Genomic DNA, 20864 nt, shown 5'->3' with positions numbered 1-20864 from the left:
GCATCCGTCACCGCCCGTAGGGTGGATAGGTGAAGTCGTCTCCTGCCCGTCCGATGTGGCAGGGGAGGACCCTCGCGCTCGTCGGGATCGTGCTGTTCGCGTTCTCGCTGCGCTCGGCGGTCGCCTCGCTGTCTCCCCTCTACGACCACATCGCCGCGGACTTCGCCGTCCCGCCGGCGGTCATCGGGCTCATCGGCACGGCGCCGCCGGTGTGCTTCGCGATCTTCGGCCTGCTGACGCCGGCGCTCGAGCGCCGGTTCGGGCTCGAACGCCTCGCCGTCGCTGCGATGGCGGTCGTGACCCTCGGCCTCGTGGCGCGCAGCTTCGCGCCGAGCTGGGGACTGCTGCTGGCGGGCACGGCGCTGGTGTTCGCCGCCGTCGGCACGGGCAACATCCTGCTGCCGCCGCTCGTGAAGCGCTACTTCCCCGATCGCATCGGGCTGATGACGACGCTGTTCTCGACCACGATGGCCGTCGCGACTTTCGTGCCGCCCCTCATCGCGGTTCCGGTGGCGGATGCTGCGGACTGGCACGTTTCGCTGGGCCTCTGGGCCGTCTTCGCCCTGGTGGCGATGATCCCGTGGATCCGCCTTGCGGTCCGCCACCGTGCCGCGCAGGCCGAGAAGGACGACGACGATCTCGAGGAGCCGAGCCCGCAGGCGTTCGGACGCATGTGGCGGCTCCCGCTCGCGTGGGCGCTGCTCGTCGCGTTCGCGGTGTCGAGCACCATCGCGTACACGTCGTTCGCGTGGCTGCCGCGGCTGCTCGTCGATGTGTCGGGCGTCAGCCCGGCCGCGGCCGGTGCGCTGCTGTCGCTCTTCGGATTCATGGGGCTTCCGGCATCCCTCGTGGTGCCGCTGCTCGTGACGCGCTGGAACGCCACCCGGCTGCTGTTCGGGATCGCCGTCGCGTGCGGCTTCGCCGGCATCGCGGGGTTCCTGTTCGCGCCGACCGCAGCGCCGTGGCTGTGGGTCGTGCTGCTCGGCCTCGCGCCGCTGCTGTTCCCGATGATCCTCGTGCTCCTGGGCCTCCGCACCCGCACGCACGAGGGCTCGGTCGCGCTGAGCGGGTTCGCGCAGAGCGGCGGCTACGCGATCGCGGCGCTGTTCCCGTTCGGCATCGGCCTGCTGCACGAGGCCACGGACTCGTGGACGGGTCCGCTCATCGTGCTGGCGATCGTCGTCGCCGCAGCGATCCCCGCAGGGGTCGTCGCCGCGCGCCCCCACACCGTCGAGGACGACTGGGAGCGGCGCCACGGCGCCTGGTGAGGCGGCCCCGAGCCCTGAGCACCCGGGCCGTAGAGGCTCCGGGTCTCCCGACTGCGGGGTCGGCGAACACCGGTCAGGCCGCCGGATCGGCGGCCTGCCTGCGAGGTGTTACGCCTGCGACGAAGAGAGCGGCGAGGTCTCGTCCTCGTCTTCGTCGCTGTACTGGTCGGCCCACTTGTCGACGTACTCGTCTTCACTGTGGTGACCGAGCTCGCGCTCGAGCGCCGAGTAGTTCACGCTGTACGTGTCGTACTTCAGCTCTCGGGCGATCTTGGTGTGCTTCGCCTTCTGACGGCCACGCCCCATGCGAGACCCCCTCATTTAGGATCGCGGGCTATTTTGCGGGCTCTCAGCCTCGCAAACCCGGGCATTCACGAATCCGGCTTCGAACCGGTAAGAGTAGCATTCAGGATAACACGGAGCCCCCGCACCCCGGCGGTTCCGACGCCACCGGTGGACGAGGAGTGCGGACATATGACCGACGAGGCATCCGAGCCGGAAGGCGCAGCGACGACCGATGAGGGTCTGCGCGGAGCGGTGGTCGCGGGTGTGATCCCCGACCAATCGCCGCGCGTCCTCAAGGAGGCGGCACGCTACGCGAAGCTCTTCCAGGCTCCGCTCGTGGTCGTGCACGTCGACGTCACGCGCTTCGTCACCTACGAAGATCCCGACGGTTACGTGCACTCCGCACCCATCGACATCAACATCGCCGCCGGCGAAGGCGAGCTGGCGAAGGTGCAGGAGGCCGCAGCATCCGTTCTCGGCAATACCGGGCCGACGTGGACGGTGCGCCAGCTCGTCGGCGACCCCGCGATGGCCATCAAGCAGTTCGCGGACAACATCGATGCCCGCCTGCTCGTGGTCGGCACCCGCAAGCGCGGATTCGGCGAGTCGGTCCGCGAGTTCTTCACCGGGTCGGTCGGCGCGCGCCTCGCGCACCGCCAGCACCGCCCGATCCTGATCGTGCCGCTCGGCGAGCCCGTCCCCGACGACGAGGAGATCTGGCCGGCCTGACCGGCCCACCGCGCGGGGCGCGGCCCCTCGACGCTCAAACGACAGACGGCGGACGAGACCCTGGGTGAACCCCGAGGTTTCGTCCGCCGCCTGTCGTCTCACCGGAGGTGAGGGGGGAGTGGATGCTGCGGCTCAGCCTCGCAGCGCGCGTGTCACGTCGCGGGCCACGCGGTCGAGCTCCGACGCGAGCTGGTCGACGACGGCGGCGGCGAGCTCGCCGCCGCGGGCGACGTGGACGCGGACGTCGCCGCGCACGTTCGCGCGGAACTCGTTCACGAGGGCGTCGACGCGCTGCACCTGCTCGCGGCTGCGCACGCGGGGGTCGTCCTCGCGGGAGGGCTGCGGGGTGGACTCGCGCTCGTCGCGGGACGCGGCCGCCAGGTCGGCGCGGAGGCTCTTCATCGCCTCGCGCACGCTCCCGCGCACCTCGTCGGCGATGAGCCGCACCGAGTCGGCGAGACCTGCCTCGATGCCCTCGAGCTCGCCGGCGCGCGACTGCACCTCGGCGTGGCCGGCCTCGGTGATCGCGTAGACGGTCTTGCGTCCGTCGACGGACTTGGTCACGAGGCCCTCCTCTTCGAGCTTCGCCAGGCGCGGATAGATGGTGCCGGCGCTGGGGGTGTAGGTGCCCCCGGTGCGGTCCGACAGGGCCTGCATGATGTCGTAGCCGTGGCGCGGCCCCTCATCGAGCAGGTTCAGCAGGTACAGGCGCAGGTCGCCGTGCGAGAAGACCGGGGCCATGGTTTCACCACTCCTCTTCATCGACGCCAGCGGCGGGGGCCGACGTCTCGGCGGGAGCCGAAGCCGGAGCAGACGCGGGCGCGTCGACGGACTCGTGGGGCGCAGCATCCGTCACCGACGTCGCCGCGCGACGCAGCACCGTGATGTCGCCCGAGACGCTGTGCGCGCGCACGTCGGCGAAGCTGCCCGAGAGCTCGCCGACCGAGCCGGAGTAGTTCGTGGTCGGGCCGGTGCCGCTGCCGGAGCGCACGACGCCGTCGATCTGCACGCGGCCGCTCACGCTGCGGACGACGTAGTTGGCCGGGTGGCCCTCGTCGAGGCGCACCGTCGAGGTGCCGCTGACGGTGTTGAGCCCGGCCGTCAGGAGGTCGCCCGTCGAGTCGACGAGCAGCGAGCCCGAGACCGTGTCGATGGTGGCCTTGCGGATGGTGCCGGTGGCGGCGACGTCGCCCGAGACGCTGTTGGCGTTGAGCGAGCCGACGAGCTCGCGCACCTGCACGTCGCCCGAGACGGCGTTGACCGAGAGGTCGCCGGTGAGGCCGTCGACGATGATGTCGCCCGACACGGTGTTGAGCGAGGCGCCGTTCTTGAGGCCCGAGACGAGGGCGCTGGCGCTGACGACGCCGAGGGTGAGGGCGACGTCGCGGGGGACTGCGACGCTGATCTCGGCCTTGGGGCCGGTGTTGCCGAAGTTGCGGAACACCTCGAGGAAGTTGTCCCAGCGCAGCTGCGGGTGGTCGATCTCGACGTGGTCGTCGGCGACCTCGATGCGGAGGTCCTTGACGGTGACGTCGTGGACTTCGATGCGGATGCCGGGCTCGTCGTGGGCGATCACGTCGACCTGGCCGCCGACGAGTCCGATCTTGAGCGTGCGCACGGTCTCGATGTCGATGACGCGCGTCTCGCCCGGGTGGATGATCCACTTCTCCAGGGTCATGACTGCTTCTCCTGCGGTATCTAGGGGTGATCCATATCGCGATATATCGCGTGACACGAGAGTAACACGATATATCGCGTCTGTGTCAAGAAACTCAGTCGACCGCCCTTGACCTTGACGCAACGTCAACCTTTAACGTGGTCAGCGACGACGAACGAGAGAGAGGAGGTCGTCATGGAGGACGAGCAGGAGTGGTCGATCCAGCAGATCGCGAAGCTCGCCGGCACCACCAGCCGGACGCTGCGTCACTACGACGACATCGGGCTGCTCGCGCCGTCGAGCACGGGCCACAACGGCTACCGCTATTACGACCAGGCCGCGCTCGTGCGGCTGCAGCGCATCTTGCTGCTGCGCGAGCTGGGACTCGGGCTGCCGCAGGTCGCGGCGGTCATCGAGCGCGAGACCGGCGAGGTGCCGGCCCTCGAGGCGCACCTCGCGTGGCTCCGGCAGGAACAGGACAGGCTGGCGCGGCAGATCGCGTCGGTCGAGAACACGATCAACGCAGTGAGAGGAGGTGAACGACTGATGGCAGAGAACATGTTCGACGGCTTCGACCACACGCAGTACAAGGATGAGGTCGAAGAGCGCTGGGGCAAGAAGGCCTACGCCGACAGCGACCGCTGGTGGCGCTCGATGAGCGCCGACGAGAAGGCCGCGTGGCAGCAGCGCGTCTCGGACCTCGGCCGTGACTGGATCGCGGCCGCGGAATCCGGCATCGCCCCCGACAGCGCCGAGGCGCAGGCGGTCGCGAAGCGGCACGTCGAGTGGCTGACCGGCATTCCCGGGACCCCCGCGGCGGTGCCCGGCGGCGACGTGAAGGCATACGTGATCGGCCTCGGTGAGATGTACGTCGCCGACCCGCGGTTCGGCGCGAACTACGCGACGACCCAGGGCGGCACGCACGGCGCCGAGTTCGTGCGCGACGCGCTCCGCGTCTACGCCGACGCGAACCTCTGAGTCCGAGCGCCACCTCGACCACGAGAAGACGGACGGATGCCGCGGCCACCTGTGGCCGCGGCATCCATCCGTCAACTGTCCTGAGGTGCAGGGATCAGGTGCCCCGTCCGCCGCTGATCACGCGGAACAGGAAGGCGATCAGGGCGATGACGCCGACGATGATGGCCACCCACAGCAGCCAGCTCAGCGCCGAATTGAGGCCGCCGACGATCGCGAGGATGATCGCGACGACGATGATGATGATCAGGGCGAGGTTCATAGGAGCTCTCCTTCTTCGTCGTCGATGCATGTGATGCATCGCGTGCCTCGTGGGCACATCTCGACAGTGGCACCGGCCCCGCGGCGTCCGTAGGGGGTTGACGACGCCGGTTTTCCGGTGATACGCCGGGCCCACCGGCGCTGTGCGTAGAGCCGCTCCGAGGGGAAGTCAACCCCTGTGCGACGTCGGCGGCCCGACCGTAGCTTCGCGGGTATGAGCACATCCGCGACCGATCCGACGACCGCTCACCACGAGGACGGCTTCCCGGCGCAGCATCAGGAGCAGCCGGGCCTCACCGACGAGACGCGCCCCGAACCCGACCACGGCGAACGCGCGTACCAAGGCGCGCTGCGCCTGTCGCAGCGCCGGGCGCTCATCACCGGCGGCGACTCCGGTATCGGCCGCGCAGCAGCGATCGCCTTCGCCCGCGAGGGCGCGGATGTCGCGCTCACCTACATGCCCGAGGAGAAGGAAGACGCCGACGACACCGCCCGCTGGATCACCGAGAGCGGCGCGAAGGCGCTGCCGCTCGAGGGCGACCTCCGGGACGAGGACTTCTGCGGCGAGATCGTCGAGCGCACCGTCGCCGAGTTCGGCGGCCTCGACCTTCTCGTGCTGAACGCCGCGTACCAGAAGGACCGCGACAGCCTCGCGACGCTCGAGACCGAGGAGCTGGACCGCGTCTTCCGCACCAACCTCTACGCGCAGATGTTCACCGCGCGCGCCGCGATCCCGCACCTGCAGCCCGGGTCGTCGATCATCGTCACGACGTCGATCCAGGCGTTCAACCCGTCGCCGTCGCTCATCGACTACGCGATGACCAAGGCTGCGCAGGTCGCGTTCATCAAGGCGCTCGCCGAAGAGCTCGGGCCGAAGGGCATCCGCGTGAACGGCGTCGCGCCGGGACCGATCTGGACGCCCCTCATTCCCGCGACGGGATGGGATGCTGAGCGCCTCGCCACGTTCGGACAGGACACGCCGCTCGGCCGGGCGGGGCAGCCCGCCGAGCTCGCCGGCGCGTACGTGTACCTCGCGAGCGACGACGCGTCGTTCACGTCGGGCGCGATCCTGCCGGTGACCGGAGGCAAGGGCCTGTGAAACCCGCCCCCGCGGCGGTGGACGAAGGAGGAAGCCATGCCCGGAAAGCGTGGAGCGAGCCTGAAGGACCGCGACATGTACGAGGAGCTCCGCAAGGACGGCGCCTCGAAGGAGAAGGCCGCGCGCATCTCGAACGCCGCGGCGGCGCAGGGCCGCAAGACGGTGGGCAAGCGCGGCGGCAACGCCGAGGACTACGAGGACCGCACGGTGCCCGAGCTGCGCAAGCGCGCGAAGGAGCTCGGACTGAGCGGCTACTCGGGCAAGAAGAAGTCCGAGCTCATCTCGATGATCCGCAACCACTGACGTCGCGTGTGACCCGGCCGGCGGGTCACCCGAGTCCGTCGGCCGACACGACGACCCCGGTAGCGTGAACGGATGCCGAAGCTCGCGCGCGTCCGCCCCTACGAGGACCCCGGCTTCCGTCGGCTGCGGGCCGGGTCGGGCTTCCGGTATCTCGACGCGAAGGGCCGCACACCCGCGCCCCGGCACCTGGACCGGATCCACGCGCTGGTGATCCCGCCCGCGTGGCAGGACGTATGGATCAGCACACGACCCGACGGGCACATCCAGGCCGTGGGCGTCGACGACGCCGGCCGCCGGCAGTACGTCTACCACCCGGACTGGACCTCGGGCCGCGACCGCGGCAAGTTCGCACGCTCGCTGGCGCTCGCCGAGGCGCTGCCCCGCGCGCGGGCCCGGGTCACCACGTCGATCCGTCGTGCGGACCTCGATCGCGAGCGGGTGCTCGCTGTGGCGTTCCGGCTCCTCGACGACGCCGCACCGCGTATCGGCTCGGAGCGGTACCTCGCCGCGCACGGCAGCCGGGGCCTCACGACGCTGCAGCGACGGGATGTCTCGGTCGAGGCATCCGTCGTCTCCTTCGAGTTCCCGGGCAAGAGCGGCAAGCACCAGGTGCTCGAGCTCGAAGACGCCGACCTCGCAGCCGTGATGGAGCTGCTGGCCGCGGGCCGGCCGCGGTCGCCGCTGCTCGCGTGGCAGCGGGGCGGGCGGCGCGTGGCGCTGACGCCGGCCGAGGTGAACGCGTACGTGCGGGCGCTGACGGGCGGGAAGTTCACCGCGAAGGACTTCCGGACGCTCCGGGGCACGATCCTCGCGGCCGAGGCGCTCGCGCGCATCGGCACCGTCGACACCAAGACCGACCGCAAGCGCGCCGAGGTGCTGGCGGTGAAGGCGACGGCCGAGGCGCTCGGCAACACCCCCGCGGTGGCGCGTGGCTCATACATCGACCCGCGTGTGTTCACGCGCTACCGCGAGGGGAACGTGCTCGACCTCTCGATCACGCCGGAGTCCGCGATCCGCGGGCTGCTGAAGCCGGGGCGGTGACGGCGGCGGGAGTAGCGTGAGGGGATGCCGCAGCCCGTCGATCCCCGGATCCTCGGGGTGACGGTGGCCGGTGGGGCGATCGGCGTCCTCGCCCGCGCGCTCGTGCTCGACCCGGTGACCGATCCGACGGCGGTGCCGTGGGTCACCCTCGGGATCAACGTCGCCGGATCCCTCATCCTCGGGGTCGTCGTCGGCTGGCTCGACGACCGGCGCCCGCTGCTCCGCTCCTTCCTCGGCACGGGAACCATGGGCGGGTTCACCACGTACAGCGCGTTCGCGGTGGCCACAGCCCTCTGGGTCACGACCCCGTGGCTCGCGGCGGGGCTGGCCGCAGCATCCGTCATCGCGGGTGTCTTCGGCGCGATCGTCGGACTGTTCATCGGACGCCGGATCGCCGACCGGCCGGGCGAGATCGAGTACCCGGAGGACGCCGCGTGAACCCCTGGCTGCTCGTCGCCGCGCTCGCGGGCGGTGTCGGCGCGGGGCTCAGGTACCTCGTCGACCGGTGGCTCACGCCCGCCGCGGGCGGGCGGTTCCCCGTCGGGATCCTCGTGGTCAACGTGTCGGGCTCGTTCGTGCTCGGCGTGATCACCGGGCTCGGCACCGCCATCGCGCCCGAGCTGTCGCTCGTGCTCGGACTCGGGCTGCTGGGCGGCTACACGACCTTCAGCACCGTCTCGGTCGAGACCGTGCTGCTCGCGCAGCGGGGGCGCTGGCGCCACGCCGCGCTCAACCTCTTCGGCACGCTCGCGCTCGCCGCCGTCGCCGCCGGGCTCGGGCTGCTGCTCGGGAGCGGTTTCATGAGAGCCGCATGAAATACTGAAACGCGATACATCTCCGTATCGATCGGGCTCCCGCCCTCCCCCTGCACCACTCCAGCGAAGGCCTCCTCGTGTCGAACCTCGCCGTTCTGAGTCTCAAGAACCGTGCGCTCATCGCGCTCATCACGATCGTCGCCGCCATCTTCGGCGGGCTCGCGCTCACCAACCTCAAGCAGGAACTGATCCCCTCGATCGAGTTCCCCGCGCTGATCGTCGTGTCGACGTACCCGGGCGCGTCGCCCGAGGTCGTGAGCAACGACGTGTCGGTGCCCATCGAGACCGCCGTCCAGGGCGTGCCGGGGCTCGAGTCGACGAGTGCGACGAGCACGACCAACGCCTCGATCGTGCAGGCGTCGTTCACCTACGGCACCGACCTCGCGACCGCCGAGCAGAAGATGACGCAGGCGATCAACCGCATCAAGTCGCAGCTGCCGAGCGGGGTCGAGCCCAACGTCATCTCGGCGAGCATCGACGACTTCCCCGTCATTCAGCTCGCTGTGACCGGCTACGACGACGAGGCGACGATCCAGGCTCAGCTCGAGGCATCCGTCATCCCGGATCTCGAGGAGGTCGACGGCGTCAACGCGGCGCAGATCGTCGGCGGTGTGGGCCAGCGCGTCACGATCACGCCCGACCAGGCCGCCCTCGCGGAGGCCGGCTACACGCAGCAGGCCATCCGCGATGCGCTCGACCAGAACGGCGTGCTGTTCCCGGGTGGGCAGATCACCGAGGGCGACGAGACGCTCACGGTGCAGACCGGGTCGAAGATCGGGTCGGTCGACGAGATCGCGGCGCTCCCGCTCGTGCCGTCGACCGCCGACCAGTTCATCGCCGGCCAGAAGACCGTCGGCGACGTCGCGACCGTGGCCGAAGAGGCCGACCCCGTCACGACCATCTCGCGCGTGAACGGCGAGCCGGCGCTCACGATCGCCGTCACGAAGCTGCCCGCCGCGAACACCGTCGACGTGTCGCGCGGCGTGCTCGAGGTGCTGCCCGACCTCGAGGACAAGCTCGACGGCGCCGAGTTCACGGTCGTCTTCGACCAGGCCCCGTACATCCAGGAGTCGATCGACACCCTCGCGAAGGAGGGTCTGCTCGGCCTGCTGTTCGCGGTGCTGGTGATCTTCGTCTTCCTGCTGTCGGTGCGTTCGACGCTCGTCGCGGCGATCTCGATCCCGACGAGCATCCTCATCACGTTCATCGGTCTGCAGGCGTTCGGCTACTCGCTCAACATCCTGACCCTCGGTGCGATCACGATCGCGATCGGGCGCGTGGTCGACGACTCCATCGTCGTGATCGAGAACATCAAGAGGCATTACGTCGGCGATGCCGACAAGGGCGACTCGATCCGCCGCGCGGTGCGCGAGGTGGCCGCGGCCATCACGGCGTCGACGATCGTGACCGTCGCGGTGTTCCTGCCGATCGCGTTCGTGGGCGACATCACGGGCGAGCTGTTCCGTCCGTTCGCGATGACGGTGACGATCGCCATGACCGCGTCGCTGTTCGTGGCGCTCACGATCGTGCCGGTGCTCGCGTACTGGTTCCTCAAGCCGGGCAAGCCGCTCCTCGGCGCCGACGGCGTCGCGGTCGACCCCGAAGACGCGTCCGCGCCGCCCAGCCGCCTGCAGAAGTCGTACCTGCCGATCCTCCGCTGGACGCTCAAGCACTCGTGGGTCACGCTGGCCCTCGCCGTGCTGGTGCTCGTCGGCACGATCGCCGCCGCGCCGCTCATGAAGGTCAACTTCCTCGGCGACTCGGGGCAGAACACGTTCACGATGACGCAGAGCATCGGCGCCGCTCCCTCGCTCGAGGCCGAGAGCGCCGCCGCCGAGCAGGTCGAAGAGGCACTGCTCGACATCGACGGCATCGAGACGGTGCAGGTCTCGATCGGCTCGAGCGGCTCGGCCCTGCGCGACGCCTTCTCGGGCGGCGGCAGCGGCATCACGTACTCGATCACGACCGACCCGGGCGTCGACCAGGTGGCCCTGCGCGAAGAGGTGCAGGCGGCGGTCGCCGAACTCGACGACGCCGGCGAGATCACCGTCAGCGCGGGCGGCGGCGGCTTCGGCTCGACCGACATCGCGATCGACGTCACGGCTCCCGACTCCTCGACGCTGCAAGAGGCGACGGATGCTGTCATCTCGGCCGTCGACGGAGCCGAAGGCGTGGGCCAGGTCTCGAGCAACCTGTCGGCCTCGCTGCCGTACATCGCCGTGACCGTGGACCGTGACAAGGCCGCGGAGCTCGGCCTCTCGGAGGTCGCGGTCGGCGCGCTGGTGTCGAACACGATGCAGCCGCAGTCGATCGGCACGGTCGAGATCGACGACACGTCGCTCACCGTGTACCTCGCGGCGTCCGAGACGCCGGCGTCGCTCGACGACCTGCGCCAGCTGCAGGTGCCGAGCGCCACCGGGCCCATCCCGCTCGAGCAGGTCGCGACGGTCGAAGAGAGCGAGGGCCCGACCTCGATCACCACCGAGGGCGGCCAGCGCACGTCGACCGTGACGATCACCCCGTCGACCGACGACCTCCAGGTCGCGACGGCCTCGGTCACGACGGCCCTCGACGATGCCGACCTGCCGTCGTCGGCCGACGCCACGCTCGGCGGCGTCGTGACCCAGCAGCAGGACGCCTTCTCGCAGCTCGGCCTGGCCCTGCTCGCGGCGATCCTGATCGTCTACATCGTGATGGTCGCGACCTTCAAGTCGCTGCGCCAGCCGCTGCTGCTGCTCGTGTCGGTGCCGTTCGCGGCGACCGGCGCCATCTTGCTGCAGATCATCACCGGCGTGCCGCTCGGCGTCGCGTCGCTCATCGGCGTGCTGATGCTCATCGGCATCGTCGTGACGAACGCGATCGTGCTCGTCGACCTGGTGAACCAGTACCGCGAGAAGGGCCTCTCGGCGCACGACGCCACCATGGCCGGTGGCTCGCGACGCCTCCGCCCGATCCTCATGACGGCGCTCGCCACGATCTTCGCGCTGACGCCCATGGCGCTCGGCATCACCGGCCAGGGCGGCTTCATCTCGCAGCCCCTCGCGATCGTCGTGATCGGCGGCCTGGTGTCGTCGACGGTGCTGACGCTGCTCGTGCTGCCGACGCTGTACAACCTCGTCGAGGGTGCCAAGGAGCGGCGGGCTGAGAAGCGGCGCCGTCGCGACGAGGGCGACGGTGGCGGCGACGGTTCGGGTCCCGAGGGCGATGGGCCTGAGGGCGGAATGGATGCTGCGGCCGCAGGCGTGCTCGTGGGCGCCGGTGTCGGCGCGGGCGCTGGTGCGGCGGGGGCCGCGGCTTCGGGTGAGGTCGCGGGTTCGGACGCTGTGGGTGGTGCCGGTGCCGCGGGTGCTGTGGGTGCTGTGGGCGCTGCGGCGTTCGAGACCCGCCGGCAGCGGAGGCAGCGTGAAGGCGGTGGTTCGGCCGTCGGCGAGACCTCGGAGGTCGCGGTGCCCGTGATCGAGGAAGGCCCCGACGTCGAGGTGTCGGACTCTACGCCGGCACCCGTCGAGGCTGAGGCTGCGCCGCAGCCCGTCGACGCGGGTGAGCCCGAGGCGGACGCCGCTGAGGTCCCGCCTGTGGAGACCGTTGTGCCTGAGCCCGAGGCTGGTTCGGAGTCGGACGAAGTCGCCCTCGCTGAGGCAGATGTCGCCGGCGAGACCGAGGTGGTCACGGACGCAGCCGCTCACGATGAGCCGGCGGCTGAGGCCGAGGAAGCAGAGCCAACGCCGGCTCCGGCCGATGAGGCCGAGCAGACGGACAACACCGAGCGAGCAGACGACTCAGTGCCGGTCGCCGACGCGGAACCCGGACAGCCGGGCGAGCCGGAGGTCGAAGAGCTTTCCGAGGCCGAAGACGCGACAGGCTCTGAGGAGCCCGACGCAGACCCGCAGCCCCACGAATCCGAGGACGCGCCCGACCCCGCCGAGCAGACGGAGGATCTCCCCGCCGAGGACGGTGATGGCTCGGCCGGGGCCGATCGGGCCGAGGGCACTGCGGATGAGGTGCCGCAAGCGGCGGACGAGCACAATGGTGCGCCCGAAGGCGAAGCGAGCTCGCTCGACGAGGGTTCAGACGAGCCCGCGAATGGCGAGGATCGTCCGCGCGACGGCCACTGACCCAGCTCTCGCGTCGCAACACGACATTGCTGCGACGATCCCGTGTGGCCGCGCGAATAGCGCGGCCACACGGGCATCTTCACCGGGCTGGGTAAACGGGCACTCCCGCTGAAGTTCCCGCCGGCGCTCCGAGTCCGCGTTTCGGTTGCGCGATGAAGGACCCGCAATCGGGCTTGGTGTCACCATGAGCCACAGTTCGGGCGGAGAATGGGGCGATGAACATCGAGGTCCTGCATATCGACGAGTGCCCGAGTTGGGTCGAAGCCGGGAACCGCCTCCGCGATGCACTGAATGAAGCCGGGTTCAGTGAGACGGCAATCATCTATCGGTTGATCAGCACGCCCGAAGATGCAGCCCAGTTTTCCTTCGCGGGTTCGCCCACCATCACGATCGACGGCCAGGATCTCTTCCCGAGCGGTGGGCGCACTACCGACCTCGCCTGCAGGGTCTATCCGACTCCCACTGGTTTGGCTGGCCTCCCCACAGCCGAACAGCTCGTCGACGCGATCGCCGCCTATGGACACTGACGCGGCGGTCCAGTGTTCCTGCTGCGGCCGAACCCTGCCCCGCCGCCGAGTGCACGCATTGCACGGCACCGCCGCCTACGTGTGCCGACGCTGTGGTTTGTGGATCGCGTTGCGGCCGCACAAACGATAGACGCGGATGACTGAGCACTGACATTGAGCGCTATCCGAACGCCGCCACCAAGCGCAAAGCTCCACGGGCCGGGGCCGGCGAGGCCGAGCCTGCGATCGCCCGGCCAATTCCATGAGACGTCGCATAAGGCATGGGTTACGAGGCAGGAGGCTGGTGGTGGTGGCGCCTATTCGTCCTTCATCTCGGTGAGCACCTCGAAGGGTGATTCGACGTCGCCGCGCCATGCTTCGATGCCTTCACGGACGGCGAGGGCGGCGACGATGAGGGCGGCGACGGAGTCTGCCCACCACCATCCGAAGAGGCTGTTGAGGATGAGGCCCACGAATACGGCTCCGGACAGGTAGACGCAGAGCAGCAGTTGGCGTGCGTCGGCGAGAACACTCTTGGATCCGAGTTCGCGGCCGGTGCGGGTCTCAAACCAGGCGAGCAAAGGCATCACGAGCAGGCTGAGTGCGGTGATTCCGATCCCTAGCGGGCTGTGCTCTGGGCCTTCTTGCGAGATGAGACTGACGATGGCGTCGATGCTGACGTAGGCGGCAAGGGCGAAGAACGCGAGTCCAATCGCCCGGACGGTCGCTTTCTCCCAACGCTCTGGGTCCTTTCGCGTGAACTGCCAGGCGACCGCGACTGCGGAGAGGACCTCCACGACGGAGTCCAGGCCGAAGCCGATCAGTGCCGCTGAGGATGCCAGCACACCCGCGGTGATCGCGACGACTGCTTCGATCACGTTGTAGGTGATGGTGAACGCCACGATGAAACGGACGCGGCGGTGCAGCCGCTCCCGGCGTTCGGTCGTCAACGCGGTCACGATGCAACCTCACAGCAACCGGGAACGGTGCACGCGGCGTCCAGGCACGGGGCATCCTCATCGACGGCCAGGGCGACATCAACGAGCGCAGTGAGGGCAGCAGTGAGATGCGGGTCGGAGATCTCGTAGCGGGTCTGCCGGCCTTCCGGTTCCGCAACAACGATCCCGCAATCGCGAAGGCATGTCAGATGATTCGAGACATTCGAGCGAGTCAGGTCGAGATCGCGAGCCAGCACGGCCGGGTAACTTGGCCCCTCCAGCAGGGTCATCAGAATCCGTGATCGGGACGCGTCGGCCATGGCGCGGCCGAGGCGGTTCATCACGTCCAGACGAGTCGTTATGGTCAGCATTCGCTGATCATACAGTCTCCGCTGTATTGACGGGCGGGAGATGCTCCCTACTCCGAGCACAGCTCGCTGGAGGATCCCGACGATCGGGACACTTGGGGGTAACGTGGCCGTCGATGTTCCGCACAGGCCATGGAGAAGGCCATCTATGAATCGCCTGCCCAAGGGATTGTGGCCCACTGAATACCGTTCCACGTATCCCGCAGTTCTGCATCGGATTTCGGAAGAGCAAGGGCTCGCAGATCTGCCAACTGCGCGGCAGCCCAACGGGCATCGCGGAGCAACGAGCGAGATCCTCCCAGCTCCGCCAGAGCCCTTGACGCACCACCCCCGTGCGCAATCGCATTGCGGACGCCGTAAACCTGGTCGTATCGCTTGAACCGCTCCTCACGTAGAGCGGGGTTGCGTTCGAGAAGCGCGAAACGCCCCTTGCTGACGGCGCCGGGGGCAGCGTCTTTCCCAGTCAGTATCGAGTCGAGCGCGACGCAGACAGCCAGCGCCGCGTCATCCTCGGACGATGCCCAGAAGGCGCGCGCGTACCATCTCGCTGCCACGCGGAGCCGTTGCGCAAGGGCATCGTCCGCCTGAAGCAACTCTGCGATCACACGTTGCTCATCGCCCGCGAGCAGCTTGTCGATGGGCATCGGGTCAGCGCTGAACCAATGGAATCCGTTTCGGCTTCCGAAGCCGCCAATAGACAGAACGCGTGCACCCAGCTCGCCCGCTCCCCTTTCGGTGAGCAAACTTCCTAGCGCGCTCCTGTCCAGCGTGACCCCACGGACACCGGGACGATTGGTGGCACCTCGTCCGGAATGAATCCCGTGACTCTCGAGGTGCCTTGAGTACATCAGCGTCAACCCCACCAGGTCCTCAAGCGAGCGCTCGAAATCGTTGTACGCGAGACGCTCTTGTCGGTTGCTCGCCGCCGTCGCCACTACATACGATCCGAACTCGCGCGTGAGCTGTGCCGTGTGGTGCCTGAGAGCGTCGGTTGATGGTGCGTCAAGTTTCAACACCCCGGCCAGTCGTCTCGCGTCTTCCTCCGATGCCAAGTGAGCGAGCGTAAGCCCTCCGATCGTCTGGGGCTCAGAGTGCCATGTCACGTTGGCAAGGGCAGCCACCACACGAACCGACTGAGGCTTCAGTATCCGGTCGACCGCGGACTCCAGATCAGTCTGGGGGTTTACCGCGATATGAGCGAGCAACTGGAGAACGACCGTCCAGACATCTTCATCGCGCCAGACTTCGCGCACTTGGGGCATCCGAAGGAGGCTTTCGACCGCGTCGGTAAGGGTTGCAATGCCCGCATCATCGACGGTCATCGACCCATCGGGCCCTGTAAAGGCCCTGAGGGGTGATGCACGGTAGTCGGGGTCGACCCATGCCCATCCGATGCGTGGGTCAGCATCAGTGCTGCGCACCGTGGCTCGCGCCCGCTCCAGCCCCGCGATGATTGATGCCTTCTGGTCCTTGACCTTCATTGCATCTTCCTTTGCGCTCCGCGACCACACGGCTGGCCTCGATGAATCCGGGTGGATCGAGCACGAACTGCTCAGTGCAGTTGTGGCGCCGATTGCATCACCGGGATCTCGTCAACATATCTTTACTCCATGACGCTCATCGCCGCCGTCGCCCACGACTCCGGGATATCCATCGCTGCCGATACAAAGGTGACGTACGAGGATGATGCCATCGCGTCCGCGCGGGTCTTCGATCTCGCGCTCCCCAAGATAGTCCTCCTACGGGATGAACTTGCCGTAGCTATCTCGGGCGCCCGCCCGACCGCGCTGATTCGACAGTTGATTGACCGCCGTGATCAGGAGCTGGGCGAGATCATCGAACACCTTCGTGGCGTTGAGGATGCAGGTTTCATCGTCGCCTCGCTTGGTGGACCATCTATCTGGACCGTTAGCGACGGAGCCGTAGAAAGTGTGGCAGCCGGCGAGCTGGCACTAGAAGGCGATGACACGGCCTTCGATGATTTCGCCATGCTCTTCGAGGACTCGCGGCGTGCTTGCGGAGCAGGGCACGGCCTATACATGGCCATGGACAGTCTCGCGGGCCCGGGGCCGTGGGGTCGACACCCAAGCGTCGGCGGCTACAGTCTTGTGGCAGTGACTAGCGGCGACGGCTTCCGATTTGCTAGCCGTCCGACGACCATCGCACCCCGCGCAGAGCAGCCGGCCCAAGTATCGTCCCGTGATTCCGATCTTCGCGTCAGAATTCCGCTACCAAGTGGGAACTCGTCCTGGTACCAGTCGTTGGTGTTCGGTGGCCGAGGCCGAACGCCCGGCGCGGTGGGCATCTATGTGCTTCAGGCTCAGGCGGGTCGGCTGTTCACCCACGCCCGCCCCTACGAAGGCATGACGCTCTCCGCGTCTGACGCCGATGACTTCGGAAGGCTCGCACTCGAGCATGGTCAGGAGTTGCACCTCATCCAAAGTCCCCTGCCGCCGTTGTGAACGAGGTGTTACAACCTCAGTAGGCTCGAGCCCGAACCGACGACATCACAGCGTGGCTACCGCTCGCCACTGCAACGACCGCCCCTGGCCCTGCTTACGATCGACGCATGGATCGCGACCCGGTAGCCATCAGGAAACGACTGGTCTCACACATTTGCTCGCGACCTCCGGCGCCTGTGAGCCCAGGCAAGCCAAGGCCGCGGGACGACTCCGAACAGCAAGACCTCATCCTCACGGAAGTCAGTCGTCAGTTACAGGACGTCATGGCGCGGCAGACGAATGCCGTCACTCGGGGCTCGATCGTAGTGGGCGCTGCCGCCGCGACGTCGATCGCGCTGACGGCGACTGCTGAGTCGCCATGGGCGCTGATCCCGATCGTCATCGGCGCAATCGCCGCAGTTTATGGGTTCTTGTCACTCTGGCTATGGAAGACGCACGCAGCAATGCTCACGCCGGATGTCGCAAAGATCTACCAAGCCGCACCTGCGGCAGCGCTTCGCAACTCGTTCATAAGCGACCTGTTGACTGAGCTACGCAGTGCTCGCGCCGACCTGAATCGCAAGAATCGCCACATCCGACGCGCGATGATTATCGCAGCAGTGTCGTGGGCCTCTGCGATAATCGTGACCATCCTCGATGTATTGGGAGCTCTGTAGGGAGTTGGATATGGGCAACGAGTCATCGACTGGCGACACGCACTCCGTTCCTGCGGCAGCCCCCATGCTTCCGAGCATGGTCGGTGAGACTCTCACGGCATCCGGCAACCCGCCGATCGTCCATCGCCCCGGGCCGCGTCACGAACACCGCTAATTCTCCTGGAGACTGCGCAGGCGACTGGGGTTGACCAGAGCCTCCACCCGAGCGTCCTGCGCGATCGGCGTCCCTGGTCGTGCGCATGCCCGCTTAGGGATGGCAACCGCACGCGCCCTCGGCCCCCCATAGTCTCCCCCTTGCGGGCGATGCGCGTTTACGGATCGCCCTTCACACCGCAGGCGACACGGAGAACCCGTTCGGACTCACGGGATTTGGATGCCGCCCACTCAACTGTCGTGCTTTGCGAGACATCCCCTGCGCCTCACGGCTGGAGGGCGCGACGATGCGATAAGAGTTGCCCTGAATACCATAGGGGGGTATGGTATTTGCCATGAACGGCTATACGGCGAGCAAGGATGACCTGCTGAAGCGGCTGCGACGCGCGGAGGGTCAGGTTCGTGGGATCGCGCGGATGGTGGAGGAGGACAAGTACTGCATCGACGTCCTCACGCAGGTCTCCGCGGCGACGAAGGCACTCGAGTCTGTCGCGCTGTCACTGCTGGGTGACCATCTCTCGCACTGCGTTGCCGAAGCAAGCGCCGAGGGTGGTGCCGTCGCGGAACAGAAGATCCGCGAAGCCAACGATGCAATCGCCCGTCTGGTCCGTTCCTAGCCCGCCTGCCCACGCACTATGAGGAGACGATGATGAACACTGAGAACCGCAACGACCTGGGCTTGAAGGACGCAGGCGCCGGCTGTGCGTGCTGCGCGACCGCATCGACGCCCGAGACCGTGGGTGAGGTCACGGCGGCGGTGACGTCCGAGGTGCTGGTGACGGGGATGACCTGCTCGCACTGCGTGGCGAGCGTCACCGAGGAATTGTCCGCGATCGACGGGGTAGATGGTGTGTCGGTTGACTTGAACGCGGGCGGTGCGTCGCGGGTGACGATCCGCAGCTCGACGCCGATCCCTGCTATCGCTGTGGAGGCGGCGGTGGCGGAGGCTGGTTACGCCTTGGCCAGCAGCCCGTCATGAAAACGGTCGATGTCGAGCTCGACATCACCGGGATGACCCGCATCCGTCGAATGCGAACAGTGGAAGGAAGCTCATCATGAGCCAGCACGACCACCACGCACACCACCGCTCGGCGCCGACCCAGGCGGGCGATGACGACGCCGTTCAGGGCGCCCGAGCCGCGGTCGTAGAGCCCGAGACCGCTGGCGACCTCCACGCACACCACACATCCGCGCAGCACAGCACCGATGAGCGACACGGCGGCGTCCACGAGGGGATGCAGCACGGTGGGCACGCCGGGCATGGTGCGGACCATGTCGCACGGTTCCGTCGATTGTTCTGGATCAACCTGGTCCTCGCTGTCCCGGTGGTGGCGTTCTCGGGCATGTTCTCGATGCTGCTCGGGTATCCGCTGCCCGACGCGGCATGGGTGGGCTGGATTTCCCCGGTCCTCGGCACTGTCATGTACGTGTGGGGTGGCGCCCCGTTCCTGACCGGTGCGGTCAGCGAATTGCGGGCCCGCAAGCCCGGCATGATGCTGCTGATCGGGCTGGCGATCACCGTCGCGGTCGTCGCGTCGTGGGGCGCGAGCCTCGGGCTGCTGGATCACGAACTGGACTTCTGGTGGGAGCTGGCGCTGCTGATCGTCATCATGCTCCTGGGGCACTGGATCGAGATGCGCTCGCTCGCGCAGACCACCTCCGCCCTGGATTCCCTTGCCGCTCTCCTCCCGGACGAGGCGGAGAAGGTGGACGGGGATACCATCGTCACGGTCGCGCCGGCGGATCTGCAGGTCGGTGACGTCGTGGTGGTTCGCCCGGGTGGACGAGTCCCCGCTGACGGCCGGGTGGTGCAGGGTTCGGCGAGCATGGACGAGTCGATGATCTCCGGCGAGTCCAAGCCTGTCCGCCGAAGCGACGGGGACGCGGTCGTGGCCGGCACCGTTGCCACCGACTCCGGCATCCGTGTCGAGATCAGCGCGGTCGGGGAGGACACCGCCCTCGCCGGCATCCAACGCCTGGTCACCGAGGCGCAGAACTCCTCGTCGAAAGCGCAGCGCCTCGCTGATCGTGCCGCCGGGTGGTTGTTCTGGTTCGCACTGACCGCCGCAGCGATCACCGCCGTGGTGTGGACCCTGGTTGGGCTTCCTGATGACGCGGTGATCCGCACCATCACCGTGCTGGTGATCGCCTGCCCCCACGCTCTCGGCCTGGCGATCCCGCTGGTGGTGTCCATCGCCACCGAGCGCGCAGCCCGCGGCGGGGTGCTGATCAAGGACCGTCTCGCGTTGGAGAGCATGCGCACCGTGAACACGGTGCTGTTCGACAAGACCGGCACCCTCACCAAGGGCGCCCCCGCCGTCACCGCTATCGAACCGGCAGACGGGATCGACGCCGACCGGCTGATTACCCTCGCGGCCGCCGCGGAGGCCGATTCCGAGCACCCGTTGGCTCGAGCCATCGTCGCCGCCGCGCGGGAGAAGAGTCTGTCCGTGCCGGGTTCGACGGACTTCGAGTCGTCACCCGCGGTCGGGGTTCGCGCCACGGTCGACGGCCAGGTGGTGCAGGTCGGTGGCCCGTACCTGCTCGAGCAGACCGACACGCAGGAGCTGCCCATCGCCGACACCTGGCGTGGCGAGGGGGCGATCATCCTGCATGTCCTCATCGACAGGAAGGTCGCCGGTGCGCTGCGCCTGGCCGATGAGATCCGACCCGAGTCCCGGCAGGCGATCGACGCGCTCCACGCCCGCGACGTGCAGGTCGTGATGATCACCGGAGACGCCGAAGCTGTCGCCGCATCGGTGGCCGCGAAACTGGGCATCGACCGGTTCTTCGCCGGTGTGCGGCCGGAGGACAAAGCCTCGAAGGTGAAGCAGCTGCAGGATGAAGGGCGCAAGGTCGCGATGGTCGGCGATGGGGTGAACGACGCGCCCGCTCTCGCGCAGGCTGATGTCGGGATCGCCATCGGCGCCGGCACGGATGTCGCGATCGCCTCTGCCGGGGTGATCCTGGCCAGCGACGACCCCCGATCGGTGCTGTCCGTGATCGAGTTGTCCCGCGCCAGCTACCGGAAGATGAAGCAGAACCTGTGGTGGGCTGCCGGGTACAACCTGATCTCGGTGCCGCTGGCCGCCGGCGTCCTCGCCCCGATCGGTTTCGTGCTGCCGATGTCGGTGGGCGCGATCCTCATGTCCCTCTCCACGATCGTCGTTGCCCTCAACGCCCAACTGCTGCGCCGACTCGATCTCACCCCCGACGCGGTCATCCGACGCTGA

The 20864-nt window shown here is 68.1% G+C and carries 21 protein-coding genes and 1 pseudogene; 15 read left to right on the top strand and 7 right to left on the bottom strand.

Annotated elements, in window-relative coordinates; genetic code table 11:
• The first annotated feature begins 29 nt into the window (after positions 1 to 29).
• Positions 30 to 1268 (top strand): CynX/NimT family MFS transporter, encoded by a 1239-nt coding sequence (locus ACFC1I_RS06245; protein WP_376007089.1) that lies wholly within the window; start codon positions 30 to 32, stop codon positions 1266 to 1268.
• Positions 1269 to 1376: 108 nt separating this feature from the next.
• On the opposite strand, the gene ACFC1I_RS06240 is transcribed toward ACFC1I_RS06245, so the two are convergent.
• Positions 1377 to 1574, bottom strand: coding sequence for a DUF3073 family protein (locus ACFC1I_RS06240; RefSeq protein WP_018173852.1), 198 nt, complete (start codon positions 1572 to 1574; stop codon positions 1377 to 1379).
• A gap of 168 nt (positions 1575 to 1742) precedes the next feature.
• On the opposite strand from ACFC1I_RS06240, the gene ACFC1I_RS06235 reads away from it, so the two are divergent.
• A complete protein-coding gene (locus ACFC1I_RS06235) occupies positions 1743 to 2282 on the top strand; it encodes a universal stress protein (protein ID WP_376007087.1) in 540 nt (179 codons plus the stop codon).
• A gap of 132 nt (positions 2283 to 2414) precedes the next feature.
• On the opposite strand, the gene ACFC1I_RS06230 is transcribed toward ACFC1I_RS06235, so the two are convergent.
• Both ACFC1I_RS06230 and ACFC1I_RS06225 read right to left on the bottom strand, forming a co-directional pair.
• Complete coding sequence (locus ACFC1I_RS06230; RefSeq protein ID WP_376007085.1) at positions 2415 to 3023, bottom strand: PadR family transcriptional regulator; 609 nt, start codon at positions 3021 to 3023, stop codon at positions 2415 to 2417.
• Between the two features lie 4 nt (positions 3024 to 3027).
• The gene (locus tag ACFC1I_RS06225; RefSeq protein ID WP_376007083.1) at positions 3028 to 3960 is read right to left on the bottom strand and encodes a DUF4097 family beta strand repeat-containing protein; all 933 of its coding nucleotides are present in this window, start codon (positions 3958 to 3960) and stop codon (positions 3028 to 3030) included.
• Between the two features lie 174 nt (positions 3961 to 4134).
• Between ACFC1I_RS06225 and ACFC1I_RS06220 the strand changes: the two genes are divergently transcribed.
• Positions 4135 to 4917 (top strand): MerR family transcriptional regulator, encoded by a 783-nt coding sequence (locus tag ACFC1I_RS06220; RefSeq protein ID WP_376007081.1) that lies wholly within the window; start codon positions 4135 to 4137, stop codon positions 4915 to 4917.
• A 94-nt stretch (positions 4918 to 5011) separates the two neighbouring features.
• Here ACFC1I_RS06220 and ACFC1I_RS06215 read toward each other — a convergent pair whose 3' ends face one another.
• Positions 5012 to 5176, bottom strand: a complete 165-nt coding sequence (locus ACFC1I_RS06215) for a hypothetical protein (RefSeq protein WP_181911764.1) — start codon at positions 5174 to 5176, stop codon at positions 5012 to 5014.
• 213 nt (positions 5177 to 5389) lie between these two features.
• On the opposite strand from ACFC1I_RS06215, the gene ACFC1I_RS06210 reads away from it, so the two are divergent.
• The 7 genes and pseudogenes from ACFC1I_RS06210 (at position 5390) to ACFC1I_RS06180 (ending at position 13075) form a co-directional block, all read left to right on the top strand.
• A complete protein-coding gene (locus ACFC1I_RS06210) occupies positions 5390 to 6274 on the top strand; it encodes an SDR family oxidoreductase (RefSeq protein WP_376007079.1) in 885 nt (294 codons plus the stop codon).
• A 36-nt stretch (positions 6275 to 6310) separates the two neighbouring features.
• Positions 6311 to 6577 carry a Rho termination factor N-terminal domain-containing protein gene (locus ACFC1I_RS06205; protein WP_376007077.1) on the top strand — a complete coding sequence of 89 codons (267 nt, stop codon included), beginning with the start codon at positions 6311 to 6313 and terminating at the stop codon, positions 6575 to 6577.
• Positions 6578 to 6649: 72 nt separating this feature from the next.
• Positions 6650 to 7618, top strand: coding sequence for a DNA topoisomerase IB (locus ACFC1I_RS06200; protein WP_376007075.1), 969 nt, complete (start codon positions 6650 to 6652; stop codon positions 7616 to 7618).
• 24 nt (positions 7619 to 7642) lie between these two features.
• Positions 7643 to 8056, top strand: coding sequence for a CrcB family protein (locus tag ACFC1I_RS06195; protein WP_376007073.1), 414 nt, complete (start codon positions 7643 to 7645; stop codon positions 8054 to 8056).
• Entirely contained in the window at positions 8053 to 8433 is a 381-nt protein-coding gene (gene crcB, locus ACFC1I_RS06190; RefSeq protein WP_376007071.1) for a fluoride efflux transporter CrcB, read from the top strand. The genes ACFC1I_RS06195 and crcB overlap by 4 nt, the downstream gene beginning before the upstream one ends.
• A gap of 77 nt (positions 8434 to 8510) precedes the next feature.
• A pseudogene (locus ACFC1I_RS06185) lies at positions 8511 to 11672 on the top strand (efflux RND transporter permease subunit); the annotation flags it as partial.
• Positions 11673 to 12763: 1091 nt separating this feature from the next.
• Complete coding sequence (locus tag ACFC1I_RS06180) at positions 12764 to 13075, top strand: thioredoxin family protein (protein ID WP_375992262.1); 312 nt, start codon at positions 12764 to 12766, stop codon at positions 13073 to 13075.
• 296 nt (positions 13076 to 13371) lie between these two features.
• Here ACFC1I_RS06180 and ACFC1I_RS06175 read toward each other — a convergent pair whose 3' ends face one another.
• From ACFC1I_RS06175 to ACFC1I_RS06165, 3 genes are all read right to left on the bottom strand, one after another.
• Complete coding sequence (locus tag ACFC1I_RS06175; RefSeq protein ID WP_375992260.1) at positions 13372 to 14013, bottom strand: cation diffusion facilitator family transporter; 642 nt, start codon at positions 14011 to 14013, stop codon at positions 13372 to 13374.
• Positions 14010 to 14363: an ArsR/SmtB family transcription factor gene (locus tag ACFC1I_RS06170; RefSeq protein WP_375992258.1), complete on the bottom strand. Its 354-nt coding sequence runs from the start codon at positions 14361 to 14363 to the stop codon at positions 14010 to 14012. Before ACFC1I_RS06170 ends, ACFC1I_RS06175 begins: the two co-directional genes overlap by 4 nt.
• Positions 14364 to 14506: 143 nt before the next feature.
• Positions 14507 to 15841 carry a hypothetical protein gene (locus ACFC1I_RS06165; RefSeq protein ID WP_375992256.1) on the bottom strand — a complete coding sequence of 445 codons (1335 nt, stop codon included), beginning with the start codon at positions 15839 to 15841 and terminating at the stop codon, positions 14507 to 14509.
• A gap of 129 nt (positions 15842 to 15970) precedes the next feature.
• Between ACFC1I_RS06165 and ACFC1I_RS06160 the strand changes: the two genes are divergently transcribed.
• From ACFC1I_RS06160 to ACFC1I_RS06140, 5 genes are all read left to right on the top strand, one after another.
• A complete protein-coding gene (locus tag ACFC1I_RS06160) occupies positions 15971 to 16822 on the top strand; it encodes a hypothetical protein (RefSeq protein ID WP_375992253.1) in 852 nt (283 codons plus the stop codon).
• Between the two features lie 107 nt (positions 16823 to 16929).
• A complete protein-coding gene (locus ACFC1I_RS06155; protein ID WP_375992250.1) occupies positions 16930 to 17478 on the top strand; it encodes a hypothetical protein in 549 nt (182 codons plus the stop codon).
• 488 nt (positions 17479 to 17966) lie between these two features.
• Positions 17967 to 18248, top strand: coding sequence for a metal-sensitive transcriptional regulator (locus tag ACFC1I_RS06150; protein WP_318353149.1), 282 nt, complete (start codon positions 17967 to 17969; stop codon positions 18246 to 18248).
• 32 nt (positions 18249 to 18280) lie between these two features.
• Positions 18281 to 18610, top strand: coding sequence for a heavy-metal-associated domain-containing protein (locus tag ACFC1I_RS06145; RefSeq protein WP_375992247.1), 330 nt, complete (start codon positions 18281 to 18283; stop codon positions 18608 to 18610).
• A 76-nt stretch (positions 18611 to 18686) separates the two neighbouring features.
• Positions 18687 to 20864 (top strand): heavy metal translocating P-type ATPase, encoded by a 2178-nt coding sequence (locus ACFC1I_RS06140; RefSeq protein ID WP_375992244.1) that lies wholly within the window; start codon positions 18687 to 18689, stop codon positions 20862 to 20864.

This window comes from Microbacterium sp. NPDC056044, assembly GCF_042267145.1.
In the GTDB taxonomy this organism is placed as follows: domain Bacteria; phylum Actinomycetota; class Actinomycetes; order Actinomycetales; family Microbacteriaceae; genus Microbacterium.
The sequence above is the reverse complement of the archived record's forward strand: the minus strand, read 5'-3'. Positions and strand labels throughout refer to the sequence as shown.